Annotated in this window: 22 protein-coding genes and 2 pseudogenes; 14 read left to right on the top strand and 10 right to left on the bottom strand. The window is 66.9% G+C overall.

The features are described from left to right. Window positions 1-41: 41 nt before the first annotated feature. Window positions 42-824, top strand: a complete 783-nt coding sequence (locus AT700_RS21030; protein WP_048521400.1) for a TenA family transcriptional regulator — start codon at window positions 42-44, stop codon at window positions 822-824. Window positions 825-875: 51 nt separating this feature from the next. On the opposite strand, the gene AT700_RS21025 is transcribed toward AT700_RS21030, so the two are convergent. From AT700_RS21025 to AT700_RS21015, 3 genes and pseudogenes are all read right to left on the bottom strand, one after another. Continuing rightward, a complete protein-coding gene (locus AT700_RS21025) occupies window positions 876-1,835 on the bottom strand; it encodes a quinone oxidoreductase family protein (protein ID WP_003106575.1) in 960 nt (319 codons plus the stop codon). A gap of 25 nt (window positions 1,836-1,860) precedes the next feature. Then, a pseudogene (locus AT700_RS21020) lies at window positions 1,861-2,033 on the bottom strand (DUF1427 family protein). A gap of 83 nt (window positions 2,034-2,116) precedes the next feature. After that, a complete protein-coding gene (locus AT700_RS21015) occupies window positions 2,117-2,905 on the bottom strand; it encodes an AraC family transcriptional regulator (protein ID WP_003114237.1) in 789 nt (262 codons plus the stop codon). Between the two features lie 321 nt (window positions 2,906-3,226). Here AT700_RS21015 and hppD point away from each other — a divergent pair, with 321 nt between their 5' ends. The 4 genes and pseudogenes from hppD to arfB all read left to right on the top strand — a co-directional run bounded on the left by hppD (window position 3,227) and on the right by arfB (window position 7,085). Then, the gene (gene hppD, locus AT700_RS21010; protein WP_003106569.1) at window positions 3,227-4,300 is read left to right on the top strand and encodes a 4-hydroxyphenylpyruvate dioxygenase; all 1,074 of its coding nucleotides are present in this window, start codon (window positions 3,227-3,229) and stop codon (window positions 4,298-4,300) included. Between the two features lie 297 nt (window positions 4,301-4,597). Continuing rightward, window positions 4,598-6,015, top strand: a pseudogene (locus AT700_RS21005) (amino acid permease). 152 nt (window positions 6,016-6,167) lie between these two features. Continuing rightward, the gene (locus AT700_RS21000) at window positions 6,168-6,551 is read left to right on the top strand and encodes a lysozyme inhibitor (protein WP_003085889.1); all 384 of its coding nucleotides are present in this window, start codon (window positions 6,168-6,170) and stop codon (window positions 6,549-6,551) included. Window positions 6,552-6,671: 120 nt separating this feature from the next. Continuing rightward, window positions 6,672-7,085 (top strand): alternative ribosome rescue aminoacyl-tRNA hydrolase ArfB, encoded by a 414-nt coding sequence (gene arfB / locus AT700_RS20995; protein ID WP_003105972.1) that lies wholly within the window; start codon window positions 6,672-6,674, stop codon window positions 7,083-7,085. A gap of 22 nt (window positions 7,086-7,107) precedes the next feature. Here arfB and pbpG read toward each other — a convergent pair whose 3' ends face one another. From pbpG to phhA, 4 genes are all read right to left on the bottom strand, one after another. Further along, on the bottom strand, window positions 7,108-8,040 hold the full coding sequence (pbpG, locus tag AT700_RS20990) for a D-alanyl-D-alanine endopeptidase (protein ID WP_003105974.1): 933 nt from the start codon (window positions 8,038-8,040) through the stop codon (window positions 7,108-7,110). Window positions 8,041-8,353: 313 nt separating this feature from the next. Next, window positions 8,354-9,553: an amino acid aminotransferase gene (locus AT700_RS20985; RefSeq protein ID WP_003105975.1), complete on the bottom strand. Its 1,200-nt coding sequence runs from the start codon at window positions 9,551-9,553 to the stop codon at window positions 8,354-8,356. Further along, window positions 9,550-9,906 carry a 4a-hydroxytetrahydrobiopterin dehydratase gene (locus AT700_RS20980; RefSeq protein WP_003085898.1) on the bottom strand — a complete coding sequence of 119 codons (357 nt, stop codon included), beginning with the start codon at window positions 9,904-9,906 and terminating at the stop codon, window positions 9,550-9,552. The genes AT700_RS20985 and AT700_RS20980 overlap by 4 nt, the downstream gene beginning before the upstream one ends. Window positions 9,907-10,010: 104 nt before the next feature. Continuing rightward, entirely contained in the window at window positions 10,011-10,799 is a 789-nt protein-coding gene (phhA, locus tag AT700_RS20975; protein ID WP_003105977.1) for a phenylalanine 4-monooxygenase, read from the bottom strand. Window positions 10,800-11,082: 283 nt separating this feature from the next. Here phhA and AT700_RS20970 point away from each other — a divergent pair, with 283 nt between their 5' ends. Continuing rightward, window positions 11,083-12,642 (top strand): sigma-54-dependent phenylalanine hydroxylase transcriptional regulator PhhR, encoded by a 1,560-nt coding sequence (locus AT700_RS20970; protein ID WP_003105980.1) that lies wholly within the window; start codon window positions 11,083-11,085, stop codon window positions 12,640-12,642. Window positions 12,643-12,847: 205 nt separating this feature from the next. Here AT700_RS20970 and AT700_RS20965 read toward each other — a convergent pair whose 3' ends face one another. Together AT700_RS20965 and AT700_RS20960 are read right to left on the bottom strand one after the other, a co-directional pair. Continuing rightward, window positions 12,848-13,114 (bottom strand): DUF2790 domain-containing protein, encoded by a 267-nt coding sequence (locus tag AT700_RS20965; RefSeq protein ID WP_003085904.1) that lies wholly within the window; start codon window positions 13,112-13,114, stop codon window positions 12,848-12,850. A 268-nt stretch (window positions 13,115-13,382) separates the two neighbouring features. Then, entirely contained in the window at window positions 13,383-15,578 is a 2,196-nt protein-coding gene (locus tag AT700_RS20960; protein ID WP_003123248.1) for an FUSC family protein, read from the bottom strand. A gap of 219 nt (window positions 15,579-15,797) precedes the next feature. Between AT700_RS20960 and AT700_RS20955 the strand changes: the two genes are divergently transcribed. Beyond that, window positions 15,798-16,742, top strand: a complete 945-nt coding sequence (locus tag AT700_RS20955; RefSeq protein WP_003085907.1) for a LysR family transcriptional regulator — start codon at window positions 15,798-15,800, stop codon at window positions 16,740-16,742. 133 nt (window positions 16,743-16,875) lie between these two features. Here the strand turns inward: AT700_RS20955 and AT700_RS20950 are convergent, their stop codons facing one another. Further along, complete coding sequence (locus tag AT700_RS20950; RefSeq protein ID WP_003145630.1) at window positions 16,876-17,772, bottom strand: LysR substrate-binding domain-containing protein; 897 nt, start codon at window positions 17,770-17,772, stop codon at window positions 16,876-16,878. Window positions 17,773-17,888: 116 nt separating this feature from the next. Between AT700_RS20950 and AT700_RS20945 the strand changes: the two genes are divergently transcribed. The 7 genes from AT700_RS20945 to AT700_RS20915 all read left to right on the top strand — a co-directional run bounded on the left by AT700_RS20945 (window position 17,889) and on the right by AT700_RS20915 (window position 24,913). Continuing rightward, window positions 17,889-18,716: an FAS1-like dehydratase domain-containing protein gene (locus tag AT700_RS20945; RefSeq protein ID WP_003085910.1), complete on the top strand. Its 828-nt coding sequence runs from the start codon at window positions 17,889-17,891 to the stop codon at window positions 18,714-18,716. Window positions 18,717-18,761: 45 nt separating this feature from the next. After that, window positions 18,762-19,922 carry an acyl-CoA dehydrogenase family protein gene (locus AT700_RS20940; protein ID WP_003085913.1) on the top strand — a complete coding sequence of 387 codons (1,161 nt, stop codon included), beginning with the start codon at window positions 18,762-18,764 and terminating at the stop codon, window positions 19,920-19,922. A gap of 14 nt (window positions 19,923-19,936) precedes the next feature. Beyond that, on the top strand, window positions 19,937-20,317 hold the full coding sequence (locus tag AT700_RS20935; protein WP_003085915.1) for a VOC family protein: 381 nt from the start codon (window positions 19,937-19,939) through the stop codon (window positions 20,315-20,317). 38 nt (window positions 20,318-20,355) lie between these two features. Continuing rightward, window positions 20,356-21,708 carry an MmgE/PrpD family protein gene (locus AT700_RS20930; protein ID WP_003120744.1) on the top strand — a complete coding sequence of 451 codons (1,353 nt, stop codon included), beginning with the start codon at window positions 20,356-20,358 and terminating at the stop codon, window positions 21,706-21,708. A 55-nt stretch (window positions 21,709-21,763) separates the two neighbouring features. Beyond that, a complete protein-coding gene (locus AT700_RS20925) occupies window positions 21,764-22,966 on the top strand; it encodes a CaiB/BaiF CoA transferase family protein (RefSeq protein ID WP_003123246.1) in 1,203 nt (400 codons plus the stop codon). Between the two features lie 10 nt (window positions 22,967-22,976). After that, window positions 22,977-23,804 (top strand): HpcH/HpaI aldolase/citrate lyase family protein, encoded by an 828-nt coding sequence (locus AT700_RS20920; protein WP_003123245.1) that lies wholly within the window; start codon window positions 22,977-22,979, stop codon window positions 23,802-23,804. A 113-nt stretch (window positions 23,805-23,917) separates the two neighbouring features. After that, a complete protein-coding gene (locus tag AT700_RS20915; protein WP_003117123.1) occupies window positions 23,918-24,913 on the top strand; it encodes a TRAP transporter substrate-binding protein in 996 nt (331 codons plus the stop codon). Window positions 24,914-24,929: the final 16 nt, after the last annotated feature.

The following is a 24,929-nucleotide window of genomic DNA, read 5'->3' as shown; positions in this document are numbered from 1 at the left end:
GCTATGAGGCCGTTGCCGACAAGAAGAGAAGGGAGACGGGTGTGAGCGAGTTCTTTGACCGTACGGGCCCCTTGCAGGAGGCGGGAAGCTATCCGCAGTGGGCGCAGCAACTGATCGTCGACTGCCAGGCGAGCAAGGACCGGGTTTCCGGTCACGAGCTGTACCGGCGCATGCGCGACGCCGAGCTGAGCCCGGCGCTGATGCGCCTGTACCTGATCGGCGGCTGGCCGGTGGTCGAGCAGTTCCCCTTGTACATGTCGCAGAACCTGCTGAAGACCCGTTTCGCCCGCCATCCCGGCGAAGACATGGCGCGCCGCTGGCTGATGCGCAACATTCGGGTCGAACTCAACCACGCCGACTACTGGCTGCACTGGGCCGAGGCCCACGGCGTGAGCCTGGCCGAGATCCAGGCGCAAGACGTGCCGGCCGAACTGCACGCGCTCAGCCACTGGTGCTGGCACACCTGCGCCAGCGACTCACTGGCGGTGGCCATGGCCGCCACCAACTACGCCATCGAAGGCGTCACCGGCGAGTGGTCGGCGCTGGTCTGTTCGAACGGCGTCTACGAAAACGCCTTCCCCAAGGAAGGCCGCAAGCGCGCCATGAAGTGGCTCAAGCTCCACGCCCAGTACGACGATGCCCACCCCTGGGAGGCGCTGGAGATCATCTGCACCCTGGCCGGCACCAATCCCTGCGCCGAGCTGCGCCGGCAACTGCGCGACGCGATCTGCAAGAGCTACGACTATATGTACCTGTTCCTCGAGCGCTGCATGCAGCTGGAGGAGGCGCGCAGCGCCCGCAAGCTCGCGGTCGGCGCGGAGTAGTCTTGCGCGCAGCGGAATCCCGGCGTGTTCCGCCGGGATTCCGCCCGCTCCTCAGGGCACCAGGATGATCTTCTCGCAGGTGCCTTCGTTCACCGCCCGGTACTGCTCAACGCCCTGCTCCAGCGGGACTTCCCGCAGCCCGTCCGGCAGCGGCAGGCGGCCCTGGTCGAACAGCTTGCCGAAGGCGTCGAGGAAGCCTGCGCAGGCTTCCACGCCATAGAGCAGCGAGTTGATCCCCACCACCGAGCCACCGCGACGGTACAGGTTCAACGCCGGCAGGCGCACATGGCCGTCGGCCGGTGCGGCGATGATCGCCAGGCGACCGAAGGCGGCCAGCGCCGGGACCGCCGCCTCGAGCCAGAAACCGGTCGTATCGAAGATCACCTCGGCCCCGCCGGGGAAGATCCCTTCCACCTGTGCCGCCAGTTCGGCCGGCTCGCCCAGCAGCAGCGCGGCGATGCCCTGCGTTTCCAGCGCCTGGCGTTGCTCCTCGCGCCGCACCGCGCCGATCGCTTCGGCCCCCAGGGCCTTGGCCAGCGCCAGCGCGGCCTTGCCGACCGCGCCGTTGGCGCCGATTACCAGGAGCCGGGTGCCGGCCTTGACCTGGCTGCGTTGCAGGGCATCCCAGGCGGTGCTGTAGGGCACCCCGCAACTGGCGGCCTGGGCGAAGCTCAGGCTTTCCGGCTTGAGCGCGACGCCGGCGGCCGGCAGGGTCAGGAACTGCGCGTGGCTACCGTCGCGGAAGAATCCCGGCTCCCGCCCGGTGCCCCAGACCGCCTGGCCGAGCAGAGCCTTCGGTCCCTCCACCACCACCCCGGCGAAGTCGCGGCCCGGTACCCGGGGCAGGGTGGTATAGGGGAAGCGGCCGAGGACGTTCTTCACGTCGCTCGGATTCAGCCCGGCAGCGCGGATTTCCACCCGCACCTCATCGGCGGCGGGAAGCGGGTCGGGCATGTCCACCAGCTCGAGGGCGGCGAGGTCGCCGGTACGGTCGAATTGCAGTGCTTTCATCGGGGGCTCCGTGTCGTCGCGGCGATCAGTGCAGCCACTGCTGCAGCAGGTCGCGGCCAAGGGGGAAAAGCTGTTCGCCGAGCTGCATGCCAAGCAGGCCGACCAAGGCGATGGTGGGGGCGCCGGCGAGCGGAAGTCGAGGACGGCGTAGAGCGCGCCGACCAGCAGGCCGATGCCGAGGGAGATCAGGTAGTTCATGGCGGCTGACAGGGACGGTGAACGATGGTGCCAGTCTAGTTGGCCGAAAAAACATCTATCGGCCAATCGCTATCGAATACCGGTCAAGGCTGGAACGGCTGGTGATGCTCGGCCCTGTACTCGGTGGGAGAGACGCCCAGCTCGCGGCGGAACATGTCGCTGAAGGCGCTCGGCGTATATCCCAGGGCATGGGCGATGCCTGCCACCGGACGGCCATCGATCAGTGCGGCGGCGGCGGTCGCCAGCTGCACCTGCCGCCGCCAGTCGGCGAAGCCCATGCCCAGGCTGCGCTGGAACAGGCGCGAGAGGGTCCGCACGCTGGCCCCGGCGTCTTCGGCCAGGCGCTCCAGGCCGATGTCCAGGGAGGGATTGGCCATCACCGCCTGGCACAGCGCGAGCAGGCGCCTGTCGGAGGCGTCCGGCAGCGGTACGCGTAGGCTGGAACGGCGCGCGCGGCCGAGTTCGAGCACGGCGAGATCGGCCAGCGCCCGATAGTAGTGGGGGTCGCTCTGTCGTTCCTGCTCCACCAGGCTGACGATCAGCTCGCGCAGCAGCGGGCCGACCACCAGCACCAGGGTGCGGTCCTCCAGGCCGCGGGAGAGTTCCGGGCTCAGGTAGATGTTGCGCATCTGCAACTCGGAGGCGACCCGCACCGCATGGCGCAGGCCCGGAGGCAACCAGACCGCCCGTTGCGGCGGGACCGGCAGGGCCTCGTCGGGCGTCTCCAGCCACATCATCCCGGACACCGCATAGAGCACCTGGCCCCAGGCGTGCTCGTGGGCATCGACGCGGTGCCCGGCAGGATAGCTGCGGGCGACGCCGCGCAGGGGCCGGCGGCTGTCGCTCAGGTCGGGTGGTGCGGGTCGTGCCATGGGAATGCCGTCGCGGAGGAAAGACGCAGGTTAACCGCTTGACGCCGATCATGCAGCGCCGGCTTTCAGCGCAGCCGTGACAGCGCTGCTGGCAGCTTTTCGCACCGCCCTGTAAAGATAATTTTACGAAGACCGGGCGTTCGCCATGCATGCCGCCGGCGCGTAAGGAATAGTTGCCAGAAACCCTGCGCCAGGCCCTGTGCCGGGCCCTGCCGACGGCTTGTCCGCCGCGCCGCCACGGGGTGAGATGAAGGCATCTCCCATGTCGTCGGCCGCCTGGACCGGCGGCGGTCCATTCAACAAGAACAACGAGGAGGCCGGATGAACGCCGTGGCCAAGATCGAACAGCACAATCCCATCGGTACCGACGGATTCGAATTCGTCGAGTTCACCGCCCCCGACGCCAAGGGCATCGAGCAGCTGCGCCAGCTGTTCAACATGATGGGCTTCACCGAAACCGCCAAGCATCGTTCCAAGGAAGTCTTCCTGTTCCAGCAGAACGATATCAACATCGTGCTCAACGGCAGCCCGACCGGGCATGTCCATGAATTCGCCCTCAAGCACGGCCCGAGCGCCTGCGCCATGGCCTTCCGGGTGAAGAACGCTTCCCAGGCCGCCGCCTACGCCGAATCCCAGGGCGCCAAGCTGGTGGGCAGCCACGCCAACTTCGGCGAGCTGAACATCCCTTCCCTGGAAGGCATCGGCGGTTCGCTGCTGTATCTTGTCGACCGCTACGGCGACCGCAGCATCTATGACGTCGACTTCGAGTTCATCGAAGGCCGCAGCGCCAACGACAACTCCGTCGGCCTGACCTACATCGACCACCTGACCCACAACGTCAAGCGCGGCCAGATGGACGTCTGGTCCGGTTTCTACGAGCGCATCGCCAACTTCCGCGAGATTCGCTACTTCGACATCGAAGGCAAGCTCACCGGCCTGTTCTCCCGCGCCATGACCGCACCTTGCGGGAAGATCCGCATCCCGATCAACGAGTCGGCCGACGATACCTCGCAGATCGAGGAATTCATCCGCGAATACCATGGCGAAGGCATCCAGCACATCGCCCTGACCACCGACGACATCTATGCCACCGTGCGCAAGCTGCGCGACAACGGCGTGAAGTTCATGTCGACCCCGGACACCTACTACGAGAAGGTCGACACCCGCGTCGCCGGGCATGGCGAGCCGCTCGAGCAACTGCGCGAACTGAACCTGCTGATCGACGGCGCCCCGGGCGACGACGGCATCCTGCTGCAGATCTTCACCGACACGGTGATCGGCCCGATCTTCTTCGAGATCATCCAGCGCAAGGGCAACCAGGGCTTCGGCGAGGGCAATTTCAAGGCCCTGTTCGAGTCCATCGAGGAAGACCAGATTCGCCGCGGCGTGATCTGATCCCGCTGCCGCCAGCCTCTTCCGGGGCTGGCGGTTTTCCTTGCGCTCCGCGTTTCCGTTCCAGCGGCGCCGATCGCGCCAGCCTTGCCCGCACCGCCGAGCCACGAGCCTGGCGGCCCATTCACGTCACGTACAACAACAAACAGGTGACGCATGATCCGTGAGTCCTCCCTCCGCCCAGCCGACCGCCCGCCGCCACGCGCCCCGCATGGCGCCCGCCGTGCGCCTGCCGCCTGAGCCGCACGGCCCCGTTTCGCCTCCGACAACAATAAATTTCCACTTGCGTGAGATAATTCAATGGACGGCCAACATCCGCATTCGGGCGAGCTCAAGCGCGGCCTGAAGAATCGTCACATCCAGTTGATCGCCCTCGGCGGCGCCATCGGCACCGGCCTGTTCCTCGGCTCGGCCGGGGTGCTCAAGTCGGCGGGCCCGTCGATGATCCTCGGCTACGCCATCGCCGGCTTCATCGCTTTCATGATCATGCGCCAGCTCGGCGAGATGATCGTCGAGGAGCCGGTCGCCGGCTCCTTCAGCCACTTCGCGCACAAGTACTGGGGCGGCTTCGCCGGCTTCCTCTCCGGCTGGAACTGCTGGGTGCTGTACATCCTGGTCGGGATGTCGGAACTGACCGCGGTCGGCAAGTACATCCACTACTGGTGGCCGGAGGTGCCGACCTGGGCCACGGCGGCGTTGTTCTTCGTCGTCGTCAACGCGATCAACCTGGCCAACGTCAAGGCCTTCGGCGAAGCCGAGTTCTGGTTCGCGATCATCAAGGTGGTGGCGATCATCGGCATGATCCTGCTCGGCTGCTACCTGCTGTTCAGCGGCAGCGGCGGTCCGCAGGCTTCGGTGAGCAACCTCTGGGCACACGGCGGTTTCTTCCCCAACGGAGCGAGCGGACTGGTGATGGCCATGGCGATCATCATGTTCTCCTTCGGTGGCCTGGAAATGCTCGGCTTCACCGCGGCCGAGGCGGACAAGCCGAGGACGGTGATCCCGAAGGCGATCAACCAGGTGATCTATCGCATCCTGATCTTCTACATCGGCGCCCTGATCGTGCTGCTCTCGCTGACGCCCTGGGACAGCCTGCTGCAGACCCTCAACGCTTCCGGCGATGCCTACAGCGGCAGCCCGTTCGTGCAGATCTTCTCGATGATCGGCAGCGGCACCGCCGCGCACCTGCTGAACTTCGTGGTGCTCACCGCCGCACTGTCGGTGTACAACAGCGGCACCTATTGCAACGGCCGCATGCTTCTCGGCCTGGCCGAGCAGGGCGATGCCCCGCGCGCGCTGGCCAGGGTCGACAAGCGCGGCGTACCGGTACGCGCCCTGGTGGTATCGGCGCTGGTGACCTTCCTCGCGGTGGTGGTGAACTATGTGATCCCGCACCAGGCGCTGGAGCTGCTGATGTCGCTGGTGGTGGCGGCGCTGGTGATCAACTGGGCGATGATCAGCATGGCGCACCTGAAGTTCCGCGCGCAGATGGACCGCCAGGGCACCCGCACGCACTTCCGCGCGTTCTGGTATCCGTACGGCAACTACCTGTGCATGGCCTTCGTGGTGTTCATCCTCGGCGTCATGTTGCTGATCCCCGGCATCCAGGTCTCGGTCTATGCCATCCCGGTCTGGCTGCTGGTGATGTGGGCCTGCTACCGACTCAAGGGAGCCCCGCGGCCGACGCCGGGCCTGCGGTGAAGCCGGTCACCGAGTGATCGATGGGGCGCCGGCGCGCAGAGGAGAGAGGAGCGCTCCTTTGCGTGTCCCGGCGGCCCACAAGACTTTTTCTAGGGGCGCCTGTCGTTGACGCGGCAGGTGCCGAATTCCTACAGTGGCAGCGCCATTTTTTCTCGTTAGAGGGATTTCCATGAAAAAAGCGCTCTGGCTGCTTCTGGCTGCCGTTCCCGTGGTCCTGGTCGCCTGCGGCGGCAGCGACGACGACAAGCAGACCGCCCAGGTCGATTACCTGGCCCTGCCGGGGGATGCCAAGCTGGATACCCGCAGCGTCGACTACAAGTGCGAGAACGGTCGCAAGTTCACCGTGCAGTACCTGAACAAGGGCGACAACAGCCTCGCCGTGGTGCCGGTCAGCGACAACTCGACGCTGGTCTTCAGCAATGTGATTTCCGCCTCCGGCGCCAAGTACGCCGCCGGCCAGTACATCTGGTGGACCAAGGGCGAGGAAGCCACCCTCTACGGCGACTGGAAGGGCGGCGAGCCCACCGACGGGGTCGCCTGCAAGGAGCGTTGAGTTCGACCTGGCGCCTTAGCCGAAATGAAGGAACCCGGCCGCGGCCGGGTTTCTTTTGGCCTGCTTCTCCGCTCGGCAAAGGGGTTATGCTGGCAGCCCGTTGGTCCACCGTGCCGCCCCATGCTGATCATCTCCAATGCCGTCCACCTGCCCGACCATGAGATCGAGCTGAATGCCATTCGCGCCCAGGGCGCCGGCGGGCAGAACGTCAACAAGGTCTCCAGCGCGGTGCACCTGCGCTTCGACATCCAGGCCTCGTCGTTGCCGCCGTTCTACAAGGAGCGTCTGCTGGCACTGAACGACCAGCGCATCAGCGGCGACGGCGTGGTGGTGATCAAGGCCCAGCAGTACCGGACCCAGGAGCAGAACCGCGAGGATGCCCTGGAGCGCCTGGCGGAGTTGATCCGCAGCGTGGCCAAGGTGCAGAAGGCGCGCCGCCCGACCAAGCCTACGCGCGGCTCGCAGAAGCGCCGGCTGGACGGCAAGGCCAAGCGCGGCGCGGTGAAGGCCGGGCGCGGCAAGGTGGATTTCTGAGCCGGCCGGTCTTCGCGACGGATCAGCGTACGGCCTGGGCCACCGGCTGGCCGAGGCCGCGCTCGCGGTCGCGTTGCAGGCGATAGGCCTTGGCCGCGGCCGGGATCGCAGTGACCTGGCCGGTTTCCAGCCAGCGTCGCAGGCGCGTGGCGTCGGCGAAGTGGGTGTACTTGCCGAAGGCGTCCAGCACCACCAGATTGACCGGATTGCGGTTGATCGTGGTACGCATCACCAGGCAGTGGCCTGCTTCGTTGGTGAAGCCGGTCTTGGTCAACTGGATGTTCCAGGTCTTGTTGTTGATCAGGTGGTTGGTGTTGCGGAAGCCCAGGGTGTAGTTGGGGTGGCGGAAGGCCACGGTCTTCTCCGGAGTGGTGCTCCACTGACTGAGCAGCGGATATTGCCGGCTGGCCACCAGCAGGCGGGTGAGGTCGCGAGCGGTGGAGACGTTGTGCAGCGACAGCCCGGTCGGCTCGACGTAGCGGGTGTTCTTCATTCCCAGGGCGTGAGCCTTGGCGTTCATCGCCTTGACGAAGGCGTTCTTGCCGCCCGGATAGTTCTGCGCGAGGCTGGCGGCGGCGCGGTTCTCCGAGGACATCAGGGCGAGCAGGAGCATGTCCCGGCGGCTGATCTGGCTGCCGACCCGCACCCGGGAAAACACCCCGCGCATTTCGCTGGTCTCGCTGATGGCGATCGGCAGTACCTCGTCCAGCGGCAGTTTCGAGTCGAGCACGACCATGGCGGTCATCAGCTTGGTGATCGAGGCGATCGGCACCACCAGGTCGGGGTTGCGCGAGTAGAGCACCTTGCCGGTGTTCTGGTCGGTAACCAGCGCGCTGCCCGACGCCAGCTCCTGTTGCAGCGGCAGCCCGGCCTTGGGCGGCGGGGAGGCGGATACCGCGGTGGCAACGCTGAGGGACAGGAACAGGGTGACCAGTGACAGGAGACGGTTTCTCACGTGCGTTGCTCACTAAGACGAGAAAGTGGGGGCCGTGGGGCGCAGTGTGAACTGGTGCCCATAATTGAGCATTTTATGCTCTTTTGTAGGAAAAGCACGTAGGGCTTTGAAAGTGCTGACTTATGGTTGGCCCGGTTCAGAGAGGTTCGGCGGATAACGCCTGTGGCGTTATTCGCCCTACGCCCACAAGGTCGTGGTGCGGTAGGGCGAATAACCGCAACGCGGTTATCCGCCGCCTCGGCGGGAGTGCGCGGCATTCGCTGGGGCGAAAAAAAGCCGGCCATCACAGCCGGCTCAGGGTAACCGTGAGGGTTCAGTCCGCGCAGACCTGGGCGATGGCTTGCGCCAGGCGGTCGAGGCGGCGCGCGTCGAGACCGGCGACGTTGGCCCGGCCGCTGGAGACCAGGTAAACGGCGTGCTCGTCGCGCAGCCGAGCGACCTGCTGCGGGCTCAGTCCGGTATAGGAAAACATCCCGCGTTGCGCGCCGACATGGGCGAAGCGCTCGGCCAGGCCGTGCGGCGCCAGGGCTTCGACCAGGCCGATGCGCAGGCTGGCGATGCGCGAGCGCATGCCTTCGACCTCTTCCTGCCAGAGTCCCTTCAACTCGCTGTCGCCGAGGATCGCCGCGACCACCTCGGCGCCATGCGCCGGCGGGGTCGACCAGAGGTTTCGGGCGAGGAAGGCCAGTTGGCTACGCAGGTCGGTGAGCTTCTCGGCGTTCTGCGCGCAGACGATCAGCGCACCGACGCGGTCGCGGTACAGGCCGAAGTTCTTCGAGCAGGAACTGGTGATCAGCACCTCCGGCAGTTCGCCGGCGAACAGGCGTACCGCCCAGGCGTCTTCCTCGAGACCGTCGCCGAAGCCCTGGTAGGCGAAGTCGATCAGCGGCAGCAGCTCGCGGCGACGCACCACGTCGAGCACCCTGCGCCAGTCGTCGTGGCTCAGGTCGAAACCGGTCGGGTTGTGGCAGCAGGCATGCAGCAGCACCACGTCTCCCTGGGGAATGCGCTCCAGGCCAGCAAGCATCGCCTCGACATCCAGGCGGTTGTCGGCGCTGACGTAGGGGTAGTGGGAAACCTTCAGGCCGGCGGCGGCGAACAGGGTCTCGTGGATCGGCCAGGTCGGGTCGCTCAGCCAGATGCCGCGGCCGGGCAGGCAATGGGCGATGAAGTCGCCGGCCAGGCGCAAGGCGCCGGTGCCGCCGGGCGTCTGGGTGGCGTCGGCGCGTTGCTCCAGCAACAGCGGCGAGGCGGCGCCGAGCGCCAGTTCCGCCAGGCGCGCGGCGAACAGCGCATCGCCGTGGCCGCCGACGTAGCTCTTGGTGGTTTCCTGCTCGACCAGGCGCTGCTCGGCGAGTTTCACCGAGCGCAGGATCGGGGTCAGGCCCTGGGCATCCTTGTAGACACCGACGCCGAGGTCCAGCTTGTCCGCGCGCGGATCGTTGCGGTAGGCGTCGAGCAGGCCCAGGATCGGGTCGCCCGGTACGCGGGCGACCTTGGCGAAATGACTCATTTGCGCCCCTCGGCGGTTTTCGCTACCTCGTCGGTGCGCGCCGCCATGATGAAGTCGTTGCGGTGCAGGCCCTTGATCGAGTGGCTCCACCAGGTCACGGTGACTTTGCCCCACTCGGTCAGCAGGCCCGGATGGTGGCCTTCGGCCTCGGATATCTCGCCGACGGCATTGGTGAAGGCCAGGGCATGCTTGAAGTTCTTGAACAGGTAGACCTTCTCCAGTTGCATGATGCCGTCGCGGACTTCGATGTTCCAATCCGGGATCTGCCGCAGCAGCACGGGCAGTTCTTCGTCGCTGACGTGCGGGGCGTCTGCGCGGCAGGCTTCGCAATGGGCTTGGGTGAGTGCGGTCATGGTGGGAGTCCTTGGTTGTCGCATGTGGGAGCGGCGGACGGGCCGTGCCCGTCCACCATAGTACAAGGCCGCCGCGGGGTCAGCCGCGGCGGCGGCGTTTCTCGTCAGGCCGCCTGCTTGGGCGGGAACAGCGGCGCGTGCAGGCCCAGGCGCATGGCCTCGTGGACCAGCGCCATGATGTCTTCCTGGGCCAGTTGGAACAGGCGCTTGAGGTCGGGCAGGACGAAATAGAGCGGTTGCAGGATGTCGATGCGGTAGGGCGTGCGCATCGCCTCCAGCGGATTGAAGGCCTGGTGCAGCGGCTCGTCGGAGAGGCTGTAGACGGTCTCCTTCGGCGAGGAGAGGATGCCGCCGCCGTAGATGCGCTTGCCCTGGTCGGTCTCGACCAGGCCGAACTCGATGGTCATCCAGTACAGGCGGGCGAGGAACACGCGTTCCTCCTTGCTCGCCTTGAGGCCGAGCTTGCCGTAGGTATGGGTGAACTCGGCGAACCAGGGGTTGGTCAGCAGTGGGCAGTGGCCGAAGATCTCGTGGAAGATGTCCGGCTCCTGCAGGTAGTCCAGTTCTTCCGGGGTGCGGATGAAGGTGGCGACGGGGAATTGCTGGCTGGCCAGCAGTTCGAAGAAGGTCTGGAACGGAATCAGCGCCGGAACCCGCGCCACGCGCCAGCCGGTGGTGGCCTGGAGAACCCTGTTGATCTCGTCGAGCTGGGGGATCCGGTCGTGGGGCAGGCCGAGCTGTTCGATGCCGTCGAGGTATTCCTGACAGGCGCGGCCTTCGATCACCTTCAGTTGCCGGGTGATCAGGGTATTCCAGACCTGGTGCTCGGTTTCCGGATAGTGGATGAAACCGTTGTCGTCGGGCTGGCGGGCCACGTACTGCGTCGTTTTCATACGGACTCCATGAGCGGCTTGTGGCCGCGGGGTCTTTGTTGTTGTCGTTGCCTTATCGATACCGCGTCGGGACGGTCCGTGCAGCCCCGGATAGGGACCGGGCAACGGGGAGGAATCGGCGTTTTCGTAAAGTTTTCCTTACGAATTGGCCTGGGTCGCCTGTTCATTGGGTCAGGCATTGTTGCTGGTGAGTCTAACTGTCACATATTCTTGACGGAAATTTCCGGCCGGGAGTTAAAAAACCGGCCGCGAGCCCATCAGAACGACAACACCGGGCCACGCCATGCGTATCAAAGTGCACTGCCAGAACCGTGTAGGCATCCTCCGCGACATCCTCAACCTGCTGGTCGACTACGGCATCAACGTCAATCGCGGCGAAGTCGGCGGCGACCAGGGCAACGCCATCTACCTGCTCTGTCCGAACATGATCAACCTCCAGTTGCAGTCGTTGCGGCCCAAGCTGGAGGCGGTGCCGGGGGTCTTCGGGGTCAAGCGCGTCGGCCTGATGCCCAGCGAGCGCCGGCACCTGGAACTCAACGCGCTGCTCGCCGCCCTGGACTTCCCGGTGCTCTCGGTGGACATGGGCGGGCAGATCGTCGCCGCCAACCGTGCCGCCGCGCAGTTGCTCGGCGTGCGCGTCGACGAGGTGCCGGGGATTCCGCTGTCGCGCTATGTGGAGGACCTCGACCTGCCCGAACTGGTGCGCGCCAACAAGGCGCGGATCAACGGGCTGCGGGTGAAGGTGAAGGGCGACGTGTTCCTCGCCGACATCGCGCCGCTGCAATCCGAGCACGACGAGAGCGAGGCGCTGGCTGGAGCGGTGCTGACCCTGCATCGCGCGGATCGCGTCGGCGAGCGCATCTACCATGTGCGCAAGCAGGAGCTGCGTGGCTTCGACAGTATCTTCCAGAGTTCGCGGGTAATGGCCGCGGTGGTCCGCGAGGCGCGGCGCATGGCGCCGCTGGACGCGCCGCTGCTGATCGAGGGCGAGACCGGCACCGGCAAGGAGCTGCTGGCGCGCGCCTGCCACCTGGCCAGCCCGCGCGGGCAGTCGCCGTTCATGGCGTTGAACTGCGCCGGCCTGCCGGAATCCATGGCCGAGACCGAGCTGTTCGGCTATGGTCCGGGAGCCTTCGAGGGCGCCCGCCCGGAGGGCAAGCTCGGCCTGCTGGAGCTTACCGCCGGCGGCACGCTGTTCCTCGACGGCGTCGGCGAGATGAGCCCGCGCCTGCAGGCCAAGCTGTTGCGCTTCCTGCAGGACGGCTGTTTCCGCCGGGTCGGCAGCGACGAGGAGGTGTACCTGGACGTGCGGGTGATCTGCGCCACCCAGGTAGACCTGTCCGAACTCTGCGCCAAGGGCGAATTCCGCCAGGACCTCTATCACCGTCTCAATGTGCTCTCGCTGCACATCCCGCCGCTGCGCGAGTGCCTGGATGGCCTGGCGCCGCTCGCCGAGCATTTCCTCGACCAGGCCAGCCGGCAGATCGGCTGCGGCCTGCCGAAGCTTTCCGCGCAGGCGCTGGAACGTCTCGAACGCTACCACTGGCCGGGCAACGTGCGGCAATTGGAAAACGTGCTGTTCCAGGCGGTTTCGCTGTGCGAAGGGGGAACGGTCAAGGCCGAGCACATCCGCCTGCCGGACTACGGCGCGCCGCAGCCGCTGGGGGATTTTTCCCTGGAAGGAGACCTCGACGCCATCGTCGGGCGCTTCGAGAAGGCGGTGCTGGAGCGCCTGTTCCGCGAACATCCGAGCAGCCGCCAGTTGGGCAAGCGCCTCGGCGTTTCGCATACCACGGCGGCGAACAAGCTGCGCCAGCATGGCGTGGGGCAAGGCGAGGGCTGAGCGGCATGCTTGCCGGTTTGTTGCAGGCTGGGAAAGAAACGGTGGAGGCGTCGGCCCTTGTGAAAGGGCGGCAGCACGATGAGGCGTGGGGAAGACGGCCAGGATGTTCGCCGAGGGGCGGGATTGTCGCCGCCGAGTACACAATGATCGCGCCGGATGGGCGAGCTGCCCCTCGTGGCGCGATCCTTCGGAGGTCGAGCAGAGTTTAGCCGCCAGTGCAGCCGTTGCCCCAGACCTGATATTCGACGGTATGTTTCTGGCCGTTCGAATCTTCGTAGGTCATGCGTGCGGGAACGATGCCGCAGGCATTGGAAGTGTCGGTTGAAGATATAACGCGAGCCACATCCAGTTGCATGCCATAGGCATATTCTTCAACAGCGTTTTCCTGCTGGCTGGCAGGTTGATCCTGGGCGCCAGCCGCCATCACCAGCGGCGAGCAGGCGAACAGGGCCATCAGGGCGAAAGCCTTCATTACTATTTACCTGAGTAGTTTCTGAGTGGGTACGATCTGCCGTCGGAAGACAGGCGGACAGGTCACCGGGGCAACTCGATAAACAAGGCTGGGTAAGTAAGTCTGCAATCAAGTTGCGGAGTCGAAGTTCAACGGGAGTTAACTTCGGCTGTTGGGTTTATTGTAAGTTGGGATAGGCTGCGACATATAGACTCAGTCAAGACAAGAACCTTGTACGGATCGGTAACAATATCCCTGTGGCCTTCTGCGCCGCGGCTTTGCGACCGGCTCACGGGTTTCTTTCCTGGCCCAGGGGCGATTGCGGGTCGAGCAGGGCGCTGCGAATGAAGTGCAGGTAGCTGAGCACCCGTCGCAGCGGCGAGGTATCGAACTGCGGTGCGCGCGGCTCCGGCGCCGCCCGTACCGCCATGATCGCCTGGTTCACCGCGTGCAGGGCGCGCTGGCGGTTGCTCGGCCCGGGTTGCAGGAACAGCCGGATCAGCGCCCGGCCCATCAGGCGGATCGCCCGGCGCCAGGCGGTGCGTTCGGCGTAGCAGGGCTCCTGGGGCAGGCGTTGCTGTTCGAGGCGCAGCTCAATGATCGCCTGGCCGACCTCCAGCACCAGGAACATCCAGCCCAGCAACCGGCGTTGCACGTCCGGGCGGCCGGCGGAGAAGGTGTAGGCCTGGTTCAGCAGGTCGCGGGTGCCGCTTTCGAAACCGGAGACCAGGCCCTTGCTCTTGCCGCTGATGGCGAACACCACCCGCTCGCGCAGGTCGTGCTCCAGGCGCTTCCACATCCACGGCCGGTTCGGCGGCAGGATCACCATGGCGGCGACCGTGGCGAGGACCATCGACAAGAGTAGTGCCAGGTATTCGTTGAAGAAGGCCAGGGCGTCGTAGCGCGCCATGTTGGCCGGCAGCGAGGCGAAGCAGAACCACACCAGTAGGCCGACGCCGTAGCCGTTCCACTGCGGCCGCCAGAGCAGCAGGGCGCCGACCGCGAAGACCGGCAGCAGGCAGCAGAGCAGCATCGGGAAACCGTCCACGTGGGGTAGCAGGTAGAGCAGCACGAACAGCCCGATGCAGGCCCCGGCGAGGGTCCCGAGGGTGAGTTGCAGCGACAACCGGCCGGGATTCGGCGAGGTCGAGGAGAGCGCCGAGATCAGTACCGCGGTGAGGGCGAAGGTGCCGCCGTGGGGCCAGGAGGTCTGGATCCAGAACGTGCCGAGCAGGCCGATCATCAGCGCGCTGCGCGCTCCGGCGACCAGCGCGGCGACCGGGTTGGCGCGGGCGACGAAGCTTTCCTTCCATTGCTCGCGGGCATGGTGGTGTTCGGCCAGGGAAGCGTGGGTCAGGGCGTAGTTGTGCAGGTCGTCGGTGAAACGGAAGGCCAGTTCGGCAGCGGTGTTGAAATCCAGCAGGTCGTTCTCGCCGGGGCGCTGCTCCACCAGGCGCTGGCGGGCCTGGCGGATGTTCTGCATCAGTTCCGGCTTGTAGGCCTCGATGCGTTCGGCCAGGCGCGCGGCGTCGGCGTCGGTGGGCGTCCGTTCGCGAATCGGCGCGAGCAGCCCGGCAAGCTCCGCCAGGCAGGGCGCCAGGACCTCCAGGACATTCTGCGCCCCGCGCCCGCGCAGGCGTTCGAGCAGGCGGTGGAGGCCGTGGAAGCGACTGGTCATGACCATGAATTCGTTGTTCAGGCGAATCAGCCGGCCGCTGCGCAGGCGCATGTGCGGATCTTCGAAAGTAGTGGCGCTGCGCAGGTTTTCCAGGCCCACGGACTGGGCGACGAAGCGCGCGCTGAGCTCGCCGAAGCGCTCGCCGTCGAGGCTGCCCTGCAGGCCTTCGGCGGCGAAACCGGCGAAGTCGCGGAAGCGCCCGTAGAGTGTGTTGCGCAGGGCGGCGCCGCTGGTCTGCGGCAGGAAGATGGCGCTGACGGTACCGGTGCAGAGGATGCCCAGGGATATTTCCAGGACCCGCCACAGCGCCGCCATGAAGGCGCCTTCCGGGTGCGCGGTGGCTGGAATCCCGATCATGGTCGCGGTGTAGCCGGCGAGTACGCAGGCGTAGCCGCGGAAATCGCGGTAGCGCGCGGCGCCGGCGGTGCACAGGCCGACCCAGAGCGCCAGGCAGGCGAGGAACAGCACGCGCTCCTGGGCGAACAGGGCGATCAGAGTGACCATCACGCTGAGGCCGATCAGGGTTCCGACGATGCGGTAGAAGCTCTTGGCTAGGACCTGCCCGCTCTGCGTCTGCATGACGATGAAGACCGTCACCAGCACCGTGCTCGGCTGCGGCAGCTCCAGGCGATAGGCCAGCCACAGGGCGAGGCTGGCGGTGAGCAGGGCCTTGAACACGAAGACCCAGGCGACGCCGTCGCTACGCGCCCATTCGAGCAGGGCGCGGCGCAATTCGTCGGGGCTGGGAAAGAACGCGAGGGGAGCCGGTGGAACCAGGGGGAGACCTTTCCGGGTGGCGCGGGGCACTGCTGCGAATCCTGAACGACGGCGAGGGGAGGCCGAAACGGCTGGGAATTCTAGGAGCGCCCGCGCTTGCGGATAAGAGCTCGGATAGGTGAAAAATTTTTGTCACAAAAGGCAATAATAGGTGGGTTGACTCGTGACAGAATCTGCGCCGCCTTGGGGTGTCCTCCGGGTTGCGTGGAAAAGAGACGCGCCATAAGCGTCAGAGCCTAGAGGGCCGTGATGGATATCCTGTTCAATATGCGCGCGTTCGTCAGCGTCGCGGAGACCGGCAGTTTCACTGCCGCCGCCCAGCGCCTGGACCTGACGACCGCCTATGTCTCCCGTGCGGTGGCCAAGCTGGAGGCCCACCTGCAGACCCGCCTGCTGCATCGCACCACCCGGCGCATCGCGCTGACCGAAGCCGGGCAGCGCTACCTGATGCGCGCCCAGCAGATACTCGCCTACATCGAGGAGGCCGAGGCCGAGGCGGGCGACGCCCATGCGCGGCCGTCGGGCACGCTGAAGGTCCACGCGATGACCGGCATCGGCCAGCACTACCTGATCAAGGCCATCTCGCAATATTGCGAGACCTACCCGGAGGTTGGCTTCGACCTGACCCTGGCCAACCGGATCACCGACATTCTCGACGAGGGCTACGACATTTCCGTGGTGATCGCCCCCGAGCTGCCGGACTCCGGTTTCGTCTCCAAGTGCATCGGCCAGACCTACAGCATCCTATGCGCCTCGCCGGGCTACATTGCCGCGCATGGCTTCCCCAAGCTGCCGGCGGAGCTGTCCGCGCACCGTTGCCTGCGCCTGGTGAACTCGGTGATGTCGCTGGACCGCTGGCTGTTCGACGGGCCCGACGGCCAGGAACTGGCCTGCATCAACCAGACGCATTTCCAGGTCAACACCGCCGACGCCATGACCGAGGCGGTGGTCTCCGGCATGGGTATCGGCGCGCTGCCGGTGTACGCGGCGGTCAACGGCCTGAAGGACGGCAGCCTGGTGCGGGTGTTGCCGCGCTATAGCCTGTTCCATCTCAACGTCTACGCCCTCTACCCCTCGCGGCAGTACCTGGATGCGAAGATCCGCACCTGGGTCGAGTTCCTCCGCGAGCACATGCCGGCGATGCTCGCCGCGGACGAGCGCAGCCTGGCGGAGAGCGGTGGGTTGGCGAACTGAGCGGGAGTGGTGGGCGGCGCCCTTCGCGACGATCGCACCCCGGCTTGTCGGGAGTCGTAGGGCGGATAACCGCCTGGCGGTTGTCCGCCGATTCTCCGGAGCCCCGCGGATAACGCCAGGGGCGTTATCCGCCCTACAGGCTGTCTCCCACCCTCTGCAACTCCTCGATCAACGCCCGCAGGCAACTCGGCAGTGCTTCCAGGTCGCGTACCAGCAGGCTGCGCTCGCGGATCGCCCAGGGCTCGTCGAGTTCGATGGTCGCCAGCTTCATCGTCCGGCTGTGGCGGCGCGCGGCGGACTGCGGGATCACGCCGATGCCGACGCCGCCCTCGATCATCCGGCAGATCGCCTCGAAGCTGGAGACCTGGATGCGCAGCGATAGCTGCTCGCCCATCTGCTCCACCCGTTCGTACAGGAAGGCGTGCAGGGTGGTGCCCTCGGGCAGGCCGATATGCTGGAACTGCAGGGTGTCGCGCAGGCGTACCCTGGCCTGTCCGGCCAGCGGATGGCCCTGGGGCACCGCCATCACCAGGCGGTCGGTGCTGAAATGCAGGACCTGCAGGCCGGTGGCCGCCACCGGCCCGGCGATGATGCCGAGGTCGGTGGAGCCGTCCAGCACGCCGCGGACAATGTCGCGGCTGAGGCGTTCCTGCAGGTCGACGGTGACCCCGGGACGAGCGGCGAGGAAGCCGGCGAGGATTTCCGGAAGGAATTCGGTGACCGCGGTGGTATTGGCGAAGATGCGGATATGCCCGGCGGCGTCGCTGCCGTACTCGGTGAACTCGCTCTTCAGGTATTCCACCTGGCGCATGATCAGCCGCGCGTGCTGTAGCAGGCGCTGGCCCGCCGGGGTCAGTTCGACGCCGCGGCTGTCGCGATACAGCAGGCGGCTGCCAAGCTGGCCTTCGAGCGCCTTGACCCGCGCGCTGGCGGCGGCCGGGGAAAGGAAGGCGCGGCGCGCGCCCTGGGTCAGGCTGGGCGACTCGGCGATATGGATGAACAGGCGCAGGTCGGCGAGATCGAAATGCATGGGCACTCCATGGCGTTCGGCAAATCCGAACGCGCCATTGCGTAATTGCAAATTCTCAAAACGCTAGCATCCTATCATTCTCCTCCCATCACCCCCTAGGTCATGGGAAGCCACGCATGAGTGAGTCCGCTTTCGCCCCCTGGATCGGTCGCCAGGAAGAAACCCACGATCAATTGAGCCGCAACCTGGTCAAGCGCATCGCCGCCACCTTCGGCGAGCCGACCCCGGCCCACGGCGAAGCGCTGCCGCCGCTCTGGCACTGGGCGTTCTTCCAGGACCCGGTGGAGGCCGCCGGCCTCGGCGTCGACGGCCACCCGGCGCGCGGCGGTTTCCTGCCGCCGGCGGACGATCGCAACCGCATGTGGGCCGGCGGGCGCCTGGAGTTCCACCAGCCGCTGCGGGTCGGCGGCGAGGCCAGCCGCACCTCGACCATCCTCCGGGTCGAGGAGAAGCACGGTCGCAGCGGCGCGCTGCTGTTCGTCACCCTGCGCCACGACTACCGCCAGGACGGCCAACTGGCGCTGAGCGAAGAGCACGACATCGTCTACCGCGAACCGACCCCGCCCAAGCTCGGCGGTACCGAGGCCTTGCCCGAGGGCGACTGGCGCGAGGCGCTGGAGCCCGATCCGGTGTTGCTGTTCCGCTACTCGGCGGTGACTTTCAACGGCCACCGCATTCACTACGACTGGCCCTATGTCACCGATGCCGAAGGCTATCCGGGCCTGGTGGTGCACGGTCCGCTGATCGCCACCCTGGCCCTGCGCGCGTTCTGCCGGGCCAATCCGCAGGCGCGCCTGCGTCGCTTCGCCTATCGCGGCCTGCGCCCGCTGATCTGTCCCGAGCCGTTCGAGGTCGGCGGCCGCCTGCTCGCTGCCGGCAAGGCCGAGGTATGGGTCGGCAATGGCGCCGGCCTGGCCCAGCGCGGCGACGTGGAATTCGACTGAAAGGGCCCCAGCGCCCATCCAACGACAAGAATCGAGGAGTCACCGATGAATCCGAACAGCGAAGAGCTGAACGCGATCCGCGAGGGCGTACGTGCCCTCTGCGCCGAATTCGACGCCGCCTACTGGCGCCGCATCGATGAGCAGCGCGGTTTTCCCGAGGCCTTCGTCAAGGCCCTGACCGACGCCGGCTGGCTCTCGGCGATGATCCCGGAGGAGTACGGCGGTTCCGGTCTGGGCCTGGCCGAGGCCTCGGTGATCCTGGAGGAAGTCAACCGCTGCGGCGGCAACTCCGGCACCGTGCACGGGCAGATGTACAACATGTTCACGTTGCTGCGTAACGGCAGCGAGGCGCAGAAGCGCTTCTACCTGCCGAAGCTGGCCAGCGGCGAGCTGCGCCTGCAGTCGATGGGGGTGACCGAGCCGACCACCGGCACCGATACCACCAAGATCAAGACCACCGCCGTGCGCAAGGGCGACCGCTATGTGATCAACGGGCAGAAGGTGTGGATCTCGCGGATCCAGCACTCCGACCTGATGATCCTGCTGGCGCGCACCACGCCGCTGGCCGAGGTGAAGCGCAAGTCCGAAGGCATGTCGATCTTCCTCGTCGACCTGCGCGAGGCCATCGGCAAGGGCCTGACCGTGCAGCCGATCGCCAACATGGTCAACCACGAGACCAACGAGCTGTTCTTCGACAACCTGGAGATCCCCGCCGATAGCCTGATCGGCGAGGAAGGCAAGGGCTTCCGCTACATCCTCGACGGCCTCAATGCCGAGCGCACCCTGATCGCCGCCGAATGCATCGGCGACGGCCGCTGGTTCATCGACAAGGCCAGCCACTATGCCCGCGACCGCGTGGTCTTCGGCCGGCCGATAGGGCAGAACCAGGGCGTGCAGTTCCCCATCGCCGAGGCGCACATCGAAGTGGAGGCCGCCGACCTGATGCGCTGGCGCGCCTGCCAGGAGTACGACGCCGGGCTCAACGCCGGGGCCAGCGCGAACATGGCCAAGTACCTGGCGGCGAAAGCTTCCTGGGAGGCGGCCAACGCCTGCCTGCAGACCCACGGCGGCTTCGGCTTCGCCTGCGAGTACGACGTCGAGCGCAAGTTCCGCGAGACCCGCCTGTACCAGGTGGCGCCGATCTCCACCAACCTGATCCTGTCCTACGTGGCCGAGCACCTGCTCGAACTGCCGCGCTCGTTCTGAAGCGGGAGCCGCCCATGCAGATCGACCGTCTCGACCACCTGGTGCTCACCGTCCGCGACATCGACGCCAGCATCGATTTCTACACACGCGTGCTGGGCATGCGCGCCGTTACCTTCGGCGCGGGTCGCAAGGCCCTCGCCTTCGGTGCGCAGAAGATCAACCTGCACCAGGCCGGGGGCGAATTCGAACCCAAGGCCGAGCGACCTACGCCAGGGTCCGCCGACCTCTGTTTCATCGTCGCCACGCCACTCGAGGCGGTGGCCGAGCAACTGCGCCAGCAGGCCGTGGAAATCCTCGAGGGCCCGGTGCAGCGCACCGGCGCCGGCGGGCCGATCCTCTCGCTGTACCTGCGCGACCCCGACCTGAACCTGATCGAACTGAGCAACCCGCTGTAGGCCGCGTGCCTCGGGACAACTACAAGAGAGCGTTGGTCATGACCGACTACACCCAGCAACTCGCCGGCTTTCTCGCCGGCCTGCGCTACCAGGACCTGCCGCCGGCGGTGTTGGCGCGGATGGAAGAATTGTTCCTCGACTGGCTCGGCTCGGCGCTGGCCGGCAAGGGCCAGCATCCGATCCCATTGTTCGAGCGCTACGCCGAACGCATGGGCCCGGCCGACGGTAGCGCGCAGATCCTGCCCAGCCGGCGGCGCAGCTCGCCGTATTTCGCCGCCCTGGTGAACGGCGCGGCTTCCCACGTGGTGGAGCAGGACGACCTGCACAACAGCTCGGTGCTGCACCCCGCGGCGGTGGTCTTCCCTGCTGCCCTGGCCGCGGCCCAGGACCTCGGCCGCAGCGGCGCCGAGCTGATCCTCGCGGCGGTGGCCGGCTACGAGGCCGGCATCCGCATCGGCGAATTCCTCGGCCGTTCCCACTACCGGGTGTTCCATACCACTGCCACGGTCGGCACCCTCGCCGCGGCAGTGGCGGTGGGCAAGCTGATGGACTTCGACCGCGAGCGCTTCGTCGACCTGCTCGGCAGCGCCGGAACCCAGGCCGCCGGGCTCTGGGAGTTCCTCCGCGACGCCGCCGATTCCAAGCAGTTGCATACCGCCAAGGCCGCCGCCGACGGGCTGCTCGCCGCCTATCTCACCGCCGACGGCCTGAGCGGCGCGCGACACATCCTCGAAGGCGAGCAGGGGATGGCCGCCGGGATGTCCAGCGACGCCGACCCCGAGCGCCTGGTGGATCGCCTCGGCAGCCGCTGGGCGTTGCTGGAAACCTCGTTCAAGTTCCACGCCTCGTGCCGCCATACCCATCCCGCGGCCGACGCGCTGCTGGCGCTGATGCAGCGCGAAGGGCTCGATCACTCGCAGATCGCCGCGGTCACCGCGCGGGTCCACCAGGGCGCCATCGACGTGCTCGGCCGGGTGGTCGAGCCGCAGACCGTGCACCAGGCGAAGTTCTCCATGGGCACCGTGCTGGGCCTGATCGCCGTGTACGGCAAGGCCGGCCTCGGCGAGTTCCATCGGCATGCGCTGAGCGACCCGCGGGTCGCAGCGTTCCGCGAGCGGGTCGAGATGCGCCTGGACCCGGAGGTCGACGCCGCCTATCCGCAGCGCTGGCTCGGGCGGGTCGAAGTGCTCGATCGCCAGGGGCGGCGCCATACCGCCGCCATCGACGAACCCAAGGGCGATCCCGGCAATACCCTCAGCCGCGACGAACTGGCCGATAAGTTCCGCCGCCTGCTGGCGTTCTCCGGCGCGGCCACCGACGCCGAGGCGGAAATCCTCATCCAGCGCGCCTGGGGCCTGCGCCAGGCGCCTTCCGTAGCGCCGCTGATCTGATCAACCGAACCAGCCGCACCTCGTCTTCGACGGACGAGGGCAGGGAGTCCGACCCATGACACAATCCCACCGACCGCGCCCGCTCGACGGCATCACCGTGGTCAGCCTGGAGCACGCCATCGCCGCGCCGTTCTGCACCCGCCAACTGGCCGATCTCGGCGCGCGGGTGATCAAGATCGAACGCCCCGGCGTCGGCGATTTCGCCCGCGGTTACGACGAGCGGGTCAACGGCCTGTCGTCGCACTTCGTCTGGACCAATCGTTCCAAGCAGAGCCTCAGCCTCGATCTCAAGCAGGCCGAGGCGCTGCCGTTGCTGGAGAAGCTGCTGGCCGGCGCCGACGTGCTGGTGCAGAACCTCGCGCCGGGCGCCGCCGCGCGCCTGGGCCTGTCCTACGAGGCGTTGCGCGAGCGCTTCCCGCGACTGATCGTCTGCGATATCTCCGGCTACGGCGAAGGCGGTCCCTACGAGAAGAAGAAGGCCTACGACCTGCTGATCCAGAGCGAGGGCGGCTTCCTTTCGGTGACCGGCGGCGCCGGGCCGAACGAGATGGCCAAGGCCGGCTGTTCGATCGCCGATATCGCCGCCGGCATGTACGCCTACAGCAGCATCCTTTCGGCCCTGCTGCTGCGCGAGCGCACCGGCGAGGGCAGCCGCATCGACGTGTCGATGCTGGAGAGCCTGGTGGAGTGGATGGGCTACCCGATGTACTACGCCTACCAGGACGCGCCGCCGCCGCCGCGCGCCGGCGCTTCGCACTCGACCATCTACCCCTATGGGCCATTCCCCGCCGGCGACGGCGGCACAGTGATGCTCGGCCTGCAGAACGAGCGCGAGTGGCGGGCCTTCTGCGACAAGGTCCTGCGCCGCCCGGAGCTGGCCGACGACGAACGCTTCTCGGCGAACTTCAAGCGCTCGGCCAACCGCGAAGAGCTGCGTGCGCTGATCGTCGAAGCCTTCGCCGCCTTGCCGGCCGCCGAGGTGGTGGCGCGCCTGGAACAGGCGCAGATCGCCAACGCCCACGTCAACGACATGGCCGGGGTCTGGGCGCACCCGCAGTTACAGGCGCGGCAACGCTGGACCTCCATCGACAGCCCGGCCGGGCGCCTGCCGGCGTTGTTGCCGCCGGCCAGCAGCAGCGCCTTCGTTCCGCGCATGGATGCGGTGCCGGCGCTGGGCGGCGACAGCGACGCACTGCTTGCCGAACTGGGCTGTACCGCGGCCGATATCCAGCGCCTGCGCGCGACCGGAACGGTATGAGGAGACGGACATGAACCGACAGATCGTGCGCAGCGCGCTGTTCGTCCCGGCGACCCGCCCGGAGCGGATCCCCAAGGCCCTTGCCAGCGGCGCCGACCGGGTCATCGTCGACCTCGAGGATGCGGTGGAAGAGGGGCTGAAGGTCGAGGCGCGGGCCAATCTCCGGCGTTTCCTCGTCGATACGCCGGAAGCCCGGGTGCTGGTGCGGATCAACGCGGCGGAGCATCCCGGGCATGCCGACGACCTGGCGCTGTGCCGCGACCACGCCGGAGTGATCGGCCTGCTCCTGCCGAAAGTGGAGAGCGCCGCCCAGGTGCGCCACGCCGCCGTGGCCAGCGGCAAGCCGGTCTGGCCCATCGTCGAGAGTGCCCGCGGCCTTGCCGCGCTAGGCGAGATCGCCGCCGCCGCGGGGGTCGAGCGGCTGTCCTTCGGCAGCCTCGACCTGGCCCTGGACCTCGATCTCAACAGCGGCAGCAACGCAGCCGAACAGATTCTCGGTCACGCCCGTTACGCACTGCTCCTGCAATCGCGCCTGGCAGGCCTGGCGCCGCCGCTGGACGGCGTCTATCCGGCGATCCAGAACCGTGCCGGACTGGTCGAGGCAGTGCGCTTCGCTCGCGACATGGGCTTCGGCGGGTTGCTGTGCATCCATCCGAGCCAGGTCGAGCCGATCCACCAGACATTGATGCCGAGTCCCGCGGAACTGGAGTGGGCGCGTCGGGTGGCAGAGGCCGGCGCCTCCGGTGCCGGCGTCTTCGTGGTCGACGGCGAGATGGTCGACGCGCCGGTGCTGGGACGCGCGCGACGCCTGCTGGAGCGGGCCGGGGAGGGCGGCTGAACGCGTTCGACAGACGCGAACGCGGGCTTGAGCAATGGCGAATTCTCCGAACGCGCCGGCTGCGTCAGGCTCGTCGATACCTCGAAAGCACAACAACAATCTGAGGTCACGAAATGTTCAAGACGATGGTACGGGCGCTGTTGTGCGCCCTGGCGATCGGTGGCTCCTGCCTGGCGAATGCCGCGCAGCCGATCGTCATCAAGTTCTCCCACGTGGTCGCGGAAAACACGCCCAAAGGCCAGGGCGCGCTGCTGTTCAAGAAACTCGTCGAACAGCGCCTGGGCGGCCGGGTCGAGGTAGACGTCTATCCCAACTCGTCGCTGTTCGGCGACGGCAAGGAAATGGAGGCGCTGCTGCTGGGCGACGTGCAGATGCTGGCGCCGTCCCTGGCCAAGTTCGAGCAGTACACGCGCAAGGTGCAGATCTTCGACCTGCCGTTCCTCTTCGACGACATCCAGGCGGTCGACCGCTTCCAGCGCAGCCCGCAGGGGCGCGCCTTGCTGACCAGCATGCAGGGCAAGGGCATCCTCGGCCTGGCCTACTGGCACAACGGGATGAAGCAGCTCTCCGCCAATCGCCCGTTGCTGGAGCCGGAAGACGCGCGCGGGCTGAAATTCCGCGTGCAGGCGTCCGACGTGCTCAACGAGCAGTTCCGCCAGCTCCGCGCGATCTCCCGGAAGATGTCCTTCGCCGAGGTCTACCAGGGCTTGCAGACCGGCGTGGTGAATGGCACCGAGAACACCTGGTCGAACTACGAGAGCCAGAAGGTCAACGAGGTACAGAAGTATTTCACCGAGTCCAACCACGGCCTGGTGGACTACATGGTGATCACCAACGCGAAGTTCTGGAATGGCCTTCCGGCGGACATCCGCGAAGAACTGCAGCGGATCATGGACGAGGTCACCGTGCAGGTGAACCTCGAGGCCGAGCGCCTCAACCGCGACGCCCGCCAGCGCATCCTCGCCAGTGGCGCCAGCGAGATCCATACCCTGAGCCCGCGGCAGCGCGCCGACTGGCGCCAGGCGATGCAGCCGGTATGGCAGAAATTCCGCGGCAATGTCGGTGCCGATCTGCTCCAGGCCGCCGAAGCTTCCAACCGTCCCGATTGACCCGTCCGGCCCCGCC

This window comes from Pseudomonas aeruginosa, assembly GCF_001457615.1.
Classification (GTDB): Bacteria; Pseudomonadota; Gammaproteobacteria; order Pseudomonadales; family Pseudomonadaceae; genus Pseudomonas; species Pseudomonas aeruginosa.
The sequence above is the reverse complement of the archived record's forward strand: the minus strand, read 5'-3'. Positions and strand labels throughout refer to the sequence as shown.

What these genes read in the sequence shown, in the direction of transcription:
- AT700_RS20920 (WP_003123245.1), top strand. Translation starts at nt 22,977, where the DNA reads ATGAACCGACAGATCGTGCGCAGCGCGCTGTTCGTCCCGGCGACCCGC.
- AT700_RS20915 (WP_003117123.1), top strand. Translation starts at nt 23,918, where the DNA reads ATGTTCAAGACGATGGTACGGGCGCTGTTGTGCGCCCTGGCGATCGGT.
- AT700_RS21015 (WP_003114237.1), bottom strand. Translation starts at nt 2,905, where the DNA reads ATGGCACGACCCGCACCACCCGACCTGAGCGACAGCCGCCGGCCCCTG.
- AT700_RS20940 (WP_003085913.1), top strand. Translation starts at nt 18,762, where the DNA reads ATGAATCCGAACAGCGAAGAGCTGAACGCGATCCGCGAGGGCGTACGT.
- AT700_RS20925 (WP_003123246.1), top strand. Translation starts at nt 21,764, where the DNA reads ATGACACAATCCCACCGACCGCGCCCGCTCGACGGCATCACCGTGGTC.
- AT700_RS20985 (WP_003105975.1), bottom strand. Translation starts at nt 9,553, where the DNA reads ATGAGTCATTTCGCCAAGGTCGCCCGCGTACCGGGCGACCCGATCCTG.
- AT700_RS20930 (WP_003120744.1), top strand. Translation starts at nt 20,356, where the DNA reads ATGACCGACTACACCCAGCAACTCGCCGGCTTTCTCGCCGGCCTGCGC.
- hppD (WP_003106569.1), top strand. Translation starts at nt 3,227, where the DNA reads ATGAACGCCGTGGCCAAGATCGAACAGCACAATCCCATCGGTACCGAC.
- AT700_RS20965 (WP_003085904.1), bottom strand. Translation starts at nt 13,114, where the DNA reads ATGAAGGCTTTCGCCCTGATGGCCCTGTTCGCCTGCTCGCCGCTGGTG.
- AT700_RS20945 (WP_003085910.1), top strand. Translation starts at nt 17,889, where the DNA reads ATGAGTGAGTCCGCTTTCGCCCCCTGGATCGGTCGCCAGGAAGAAACC.
- phhA (WP_003105977.1), bottom strand. Translation starts at nt 10,799, where the DNA reads ATGAAAACGACGCAGTACGTGGCCCGCCAGCCCGACGACAACGGTTTC.
- AT700_RS20980 (WP_003085898.1), bottom strand. Translation starts at nt 9,906, where the DNA reads ATGACCGCACTCACCCAAGCCCATTGCGAAGCCTGCCGCGCAGACGCC.
- AT700_RS21000 (WP_003085889.1), top strand. Translation starts at nt 6,168, where the DNA reads ATGAAAAAAGCGCTCTGGCTGCTTCTGGCTGCCGTTCCCGTGGTCCTG.
- AT700_RS20955 (WP_003085907.1), top strand. Translation starts at nt 15,798, where the DNA reads ATGGATATCCTGTTCAATATGCGCGCGTTCGTCAGCGTCGCGGAGACC.
- AT700_RS21025 (WP_003106575.1), bottom strand. Translation starts at nt 1,835, where the DNA reads ATGAAAGCACTGCAATTCGACCGTACCGGCGACCTCGCCGCCCTCGAG.
- arfB (WP_003105972.1), top strand. Translation starts at nt 6,672, where the DNA reads ATGCTGATCATCTCCAATGCCGTCCACCTGCCCGACCATGAGATCGAG.
- AT700_RS20970 (WP_003105980.1), top strand. Translation starts at nt 11,083, where the DNA reads ATGCGTATCAAAGTGCACTGCCAGAACCGTGTAGGCATCCTCCGCGAC.
- AT700_RS20950 (WP_003145630.1), bottom strand. Translation starts at nt 17,772, where the DNA reads ATGCATTTCGATCTCGCCGACCTGCGCCTGTTCATCCATATCGCCGAG.
- AT700_RS20935 (WP_003085915.1), top strand. Translation starts at nt 19,937, where the DNA reads ATGCAGATCGACCGTCTCGACCACCTGGTGCTCACCGTCCGCGACATC.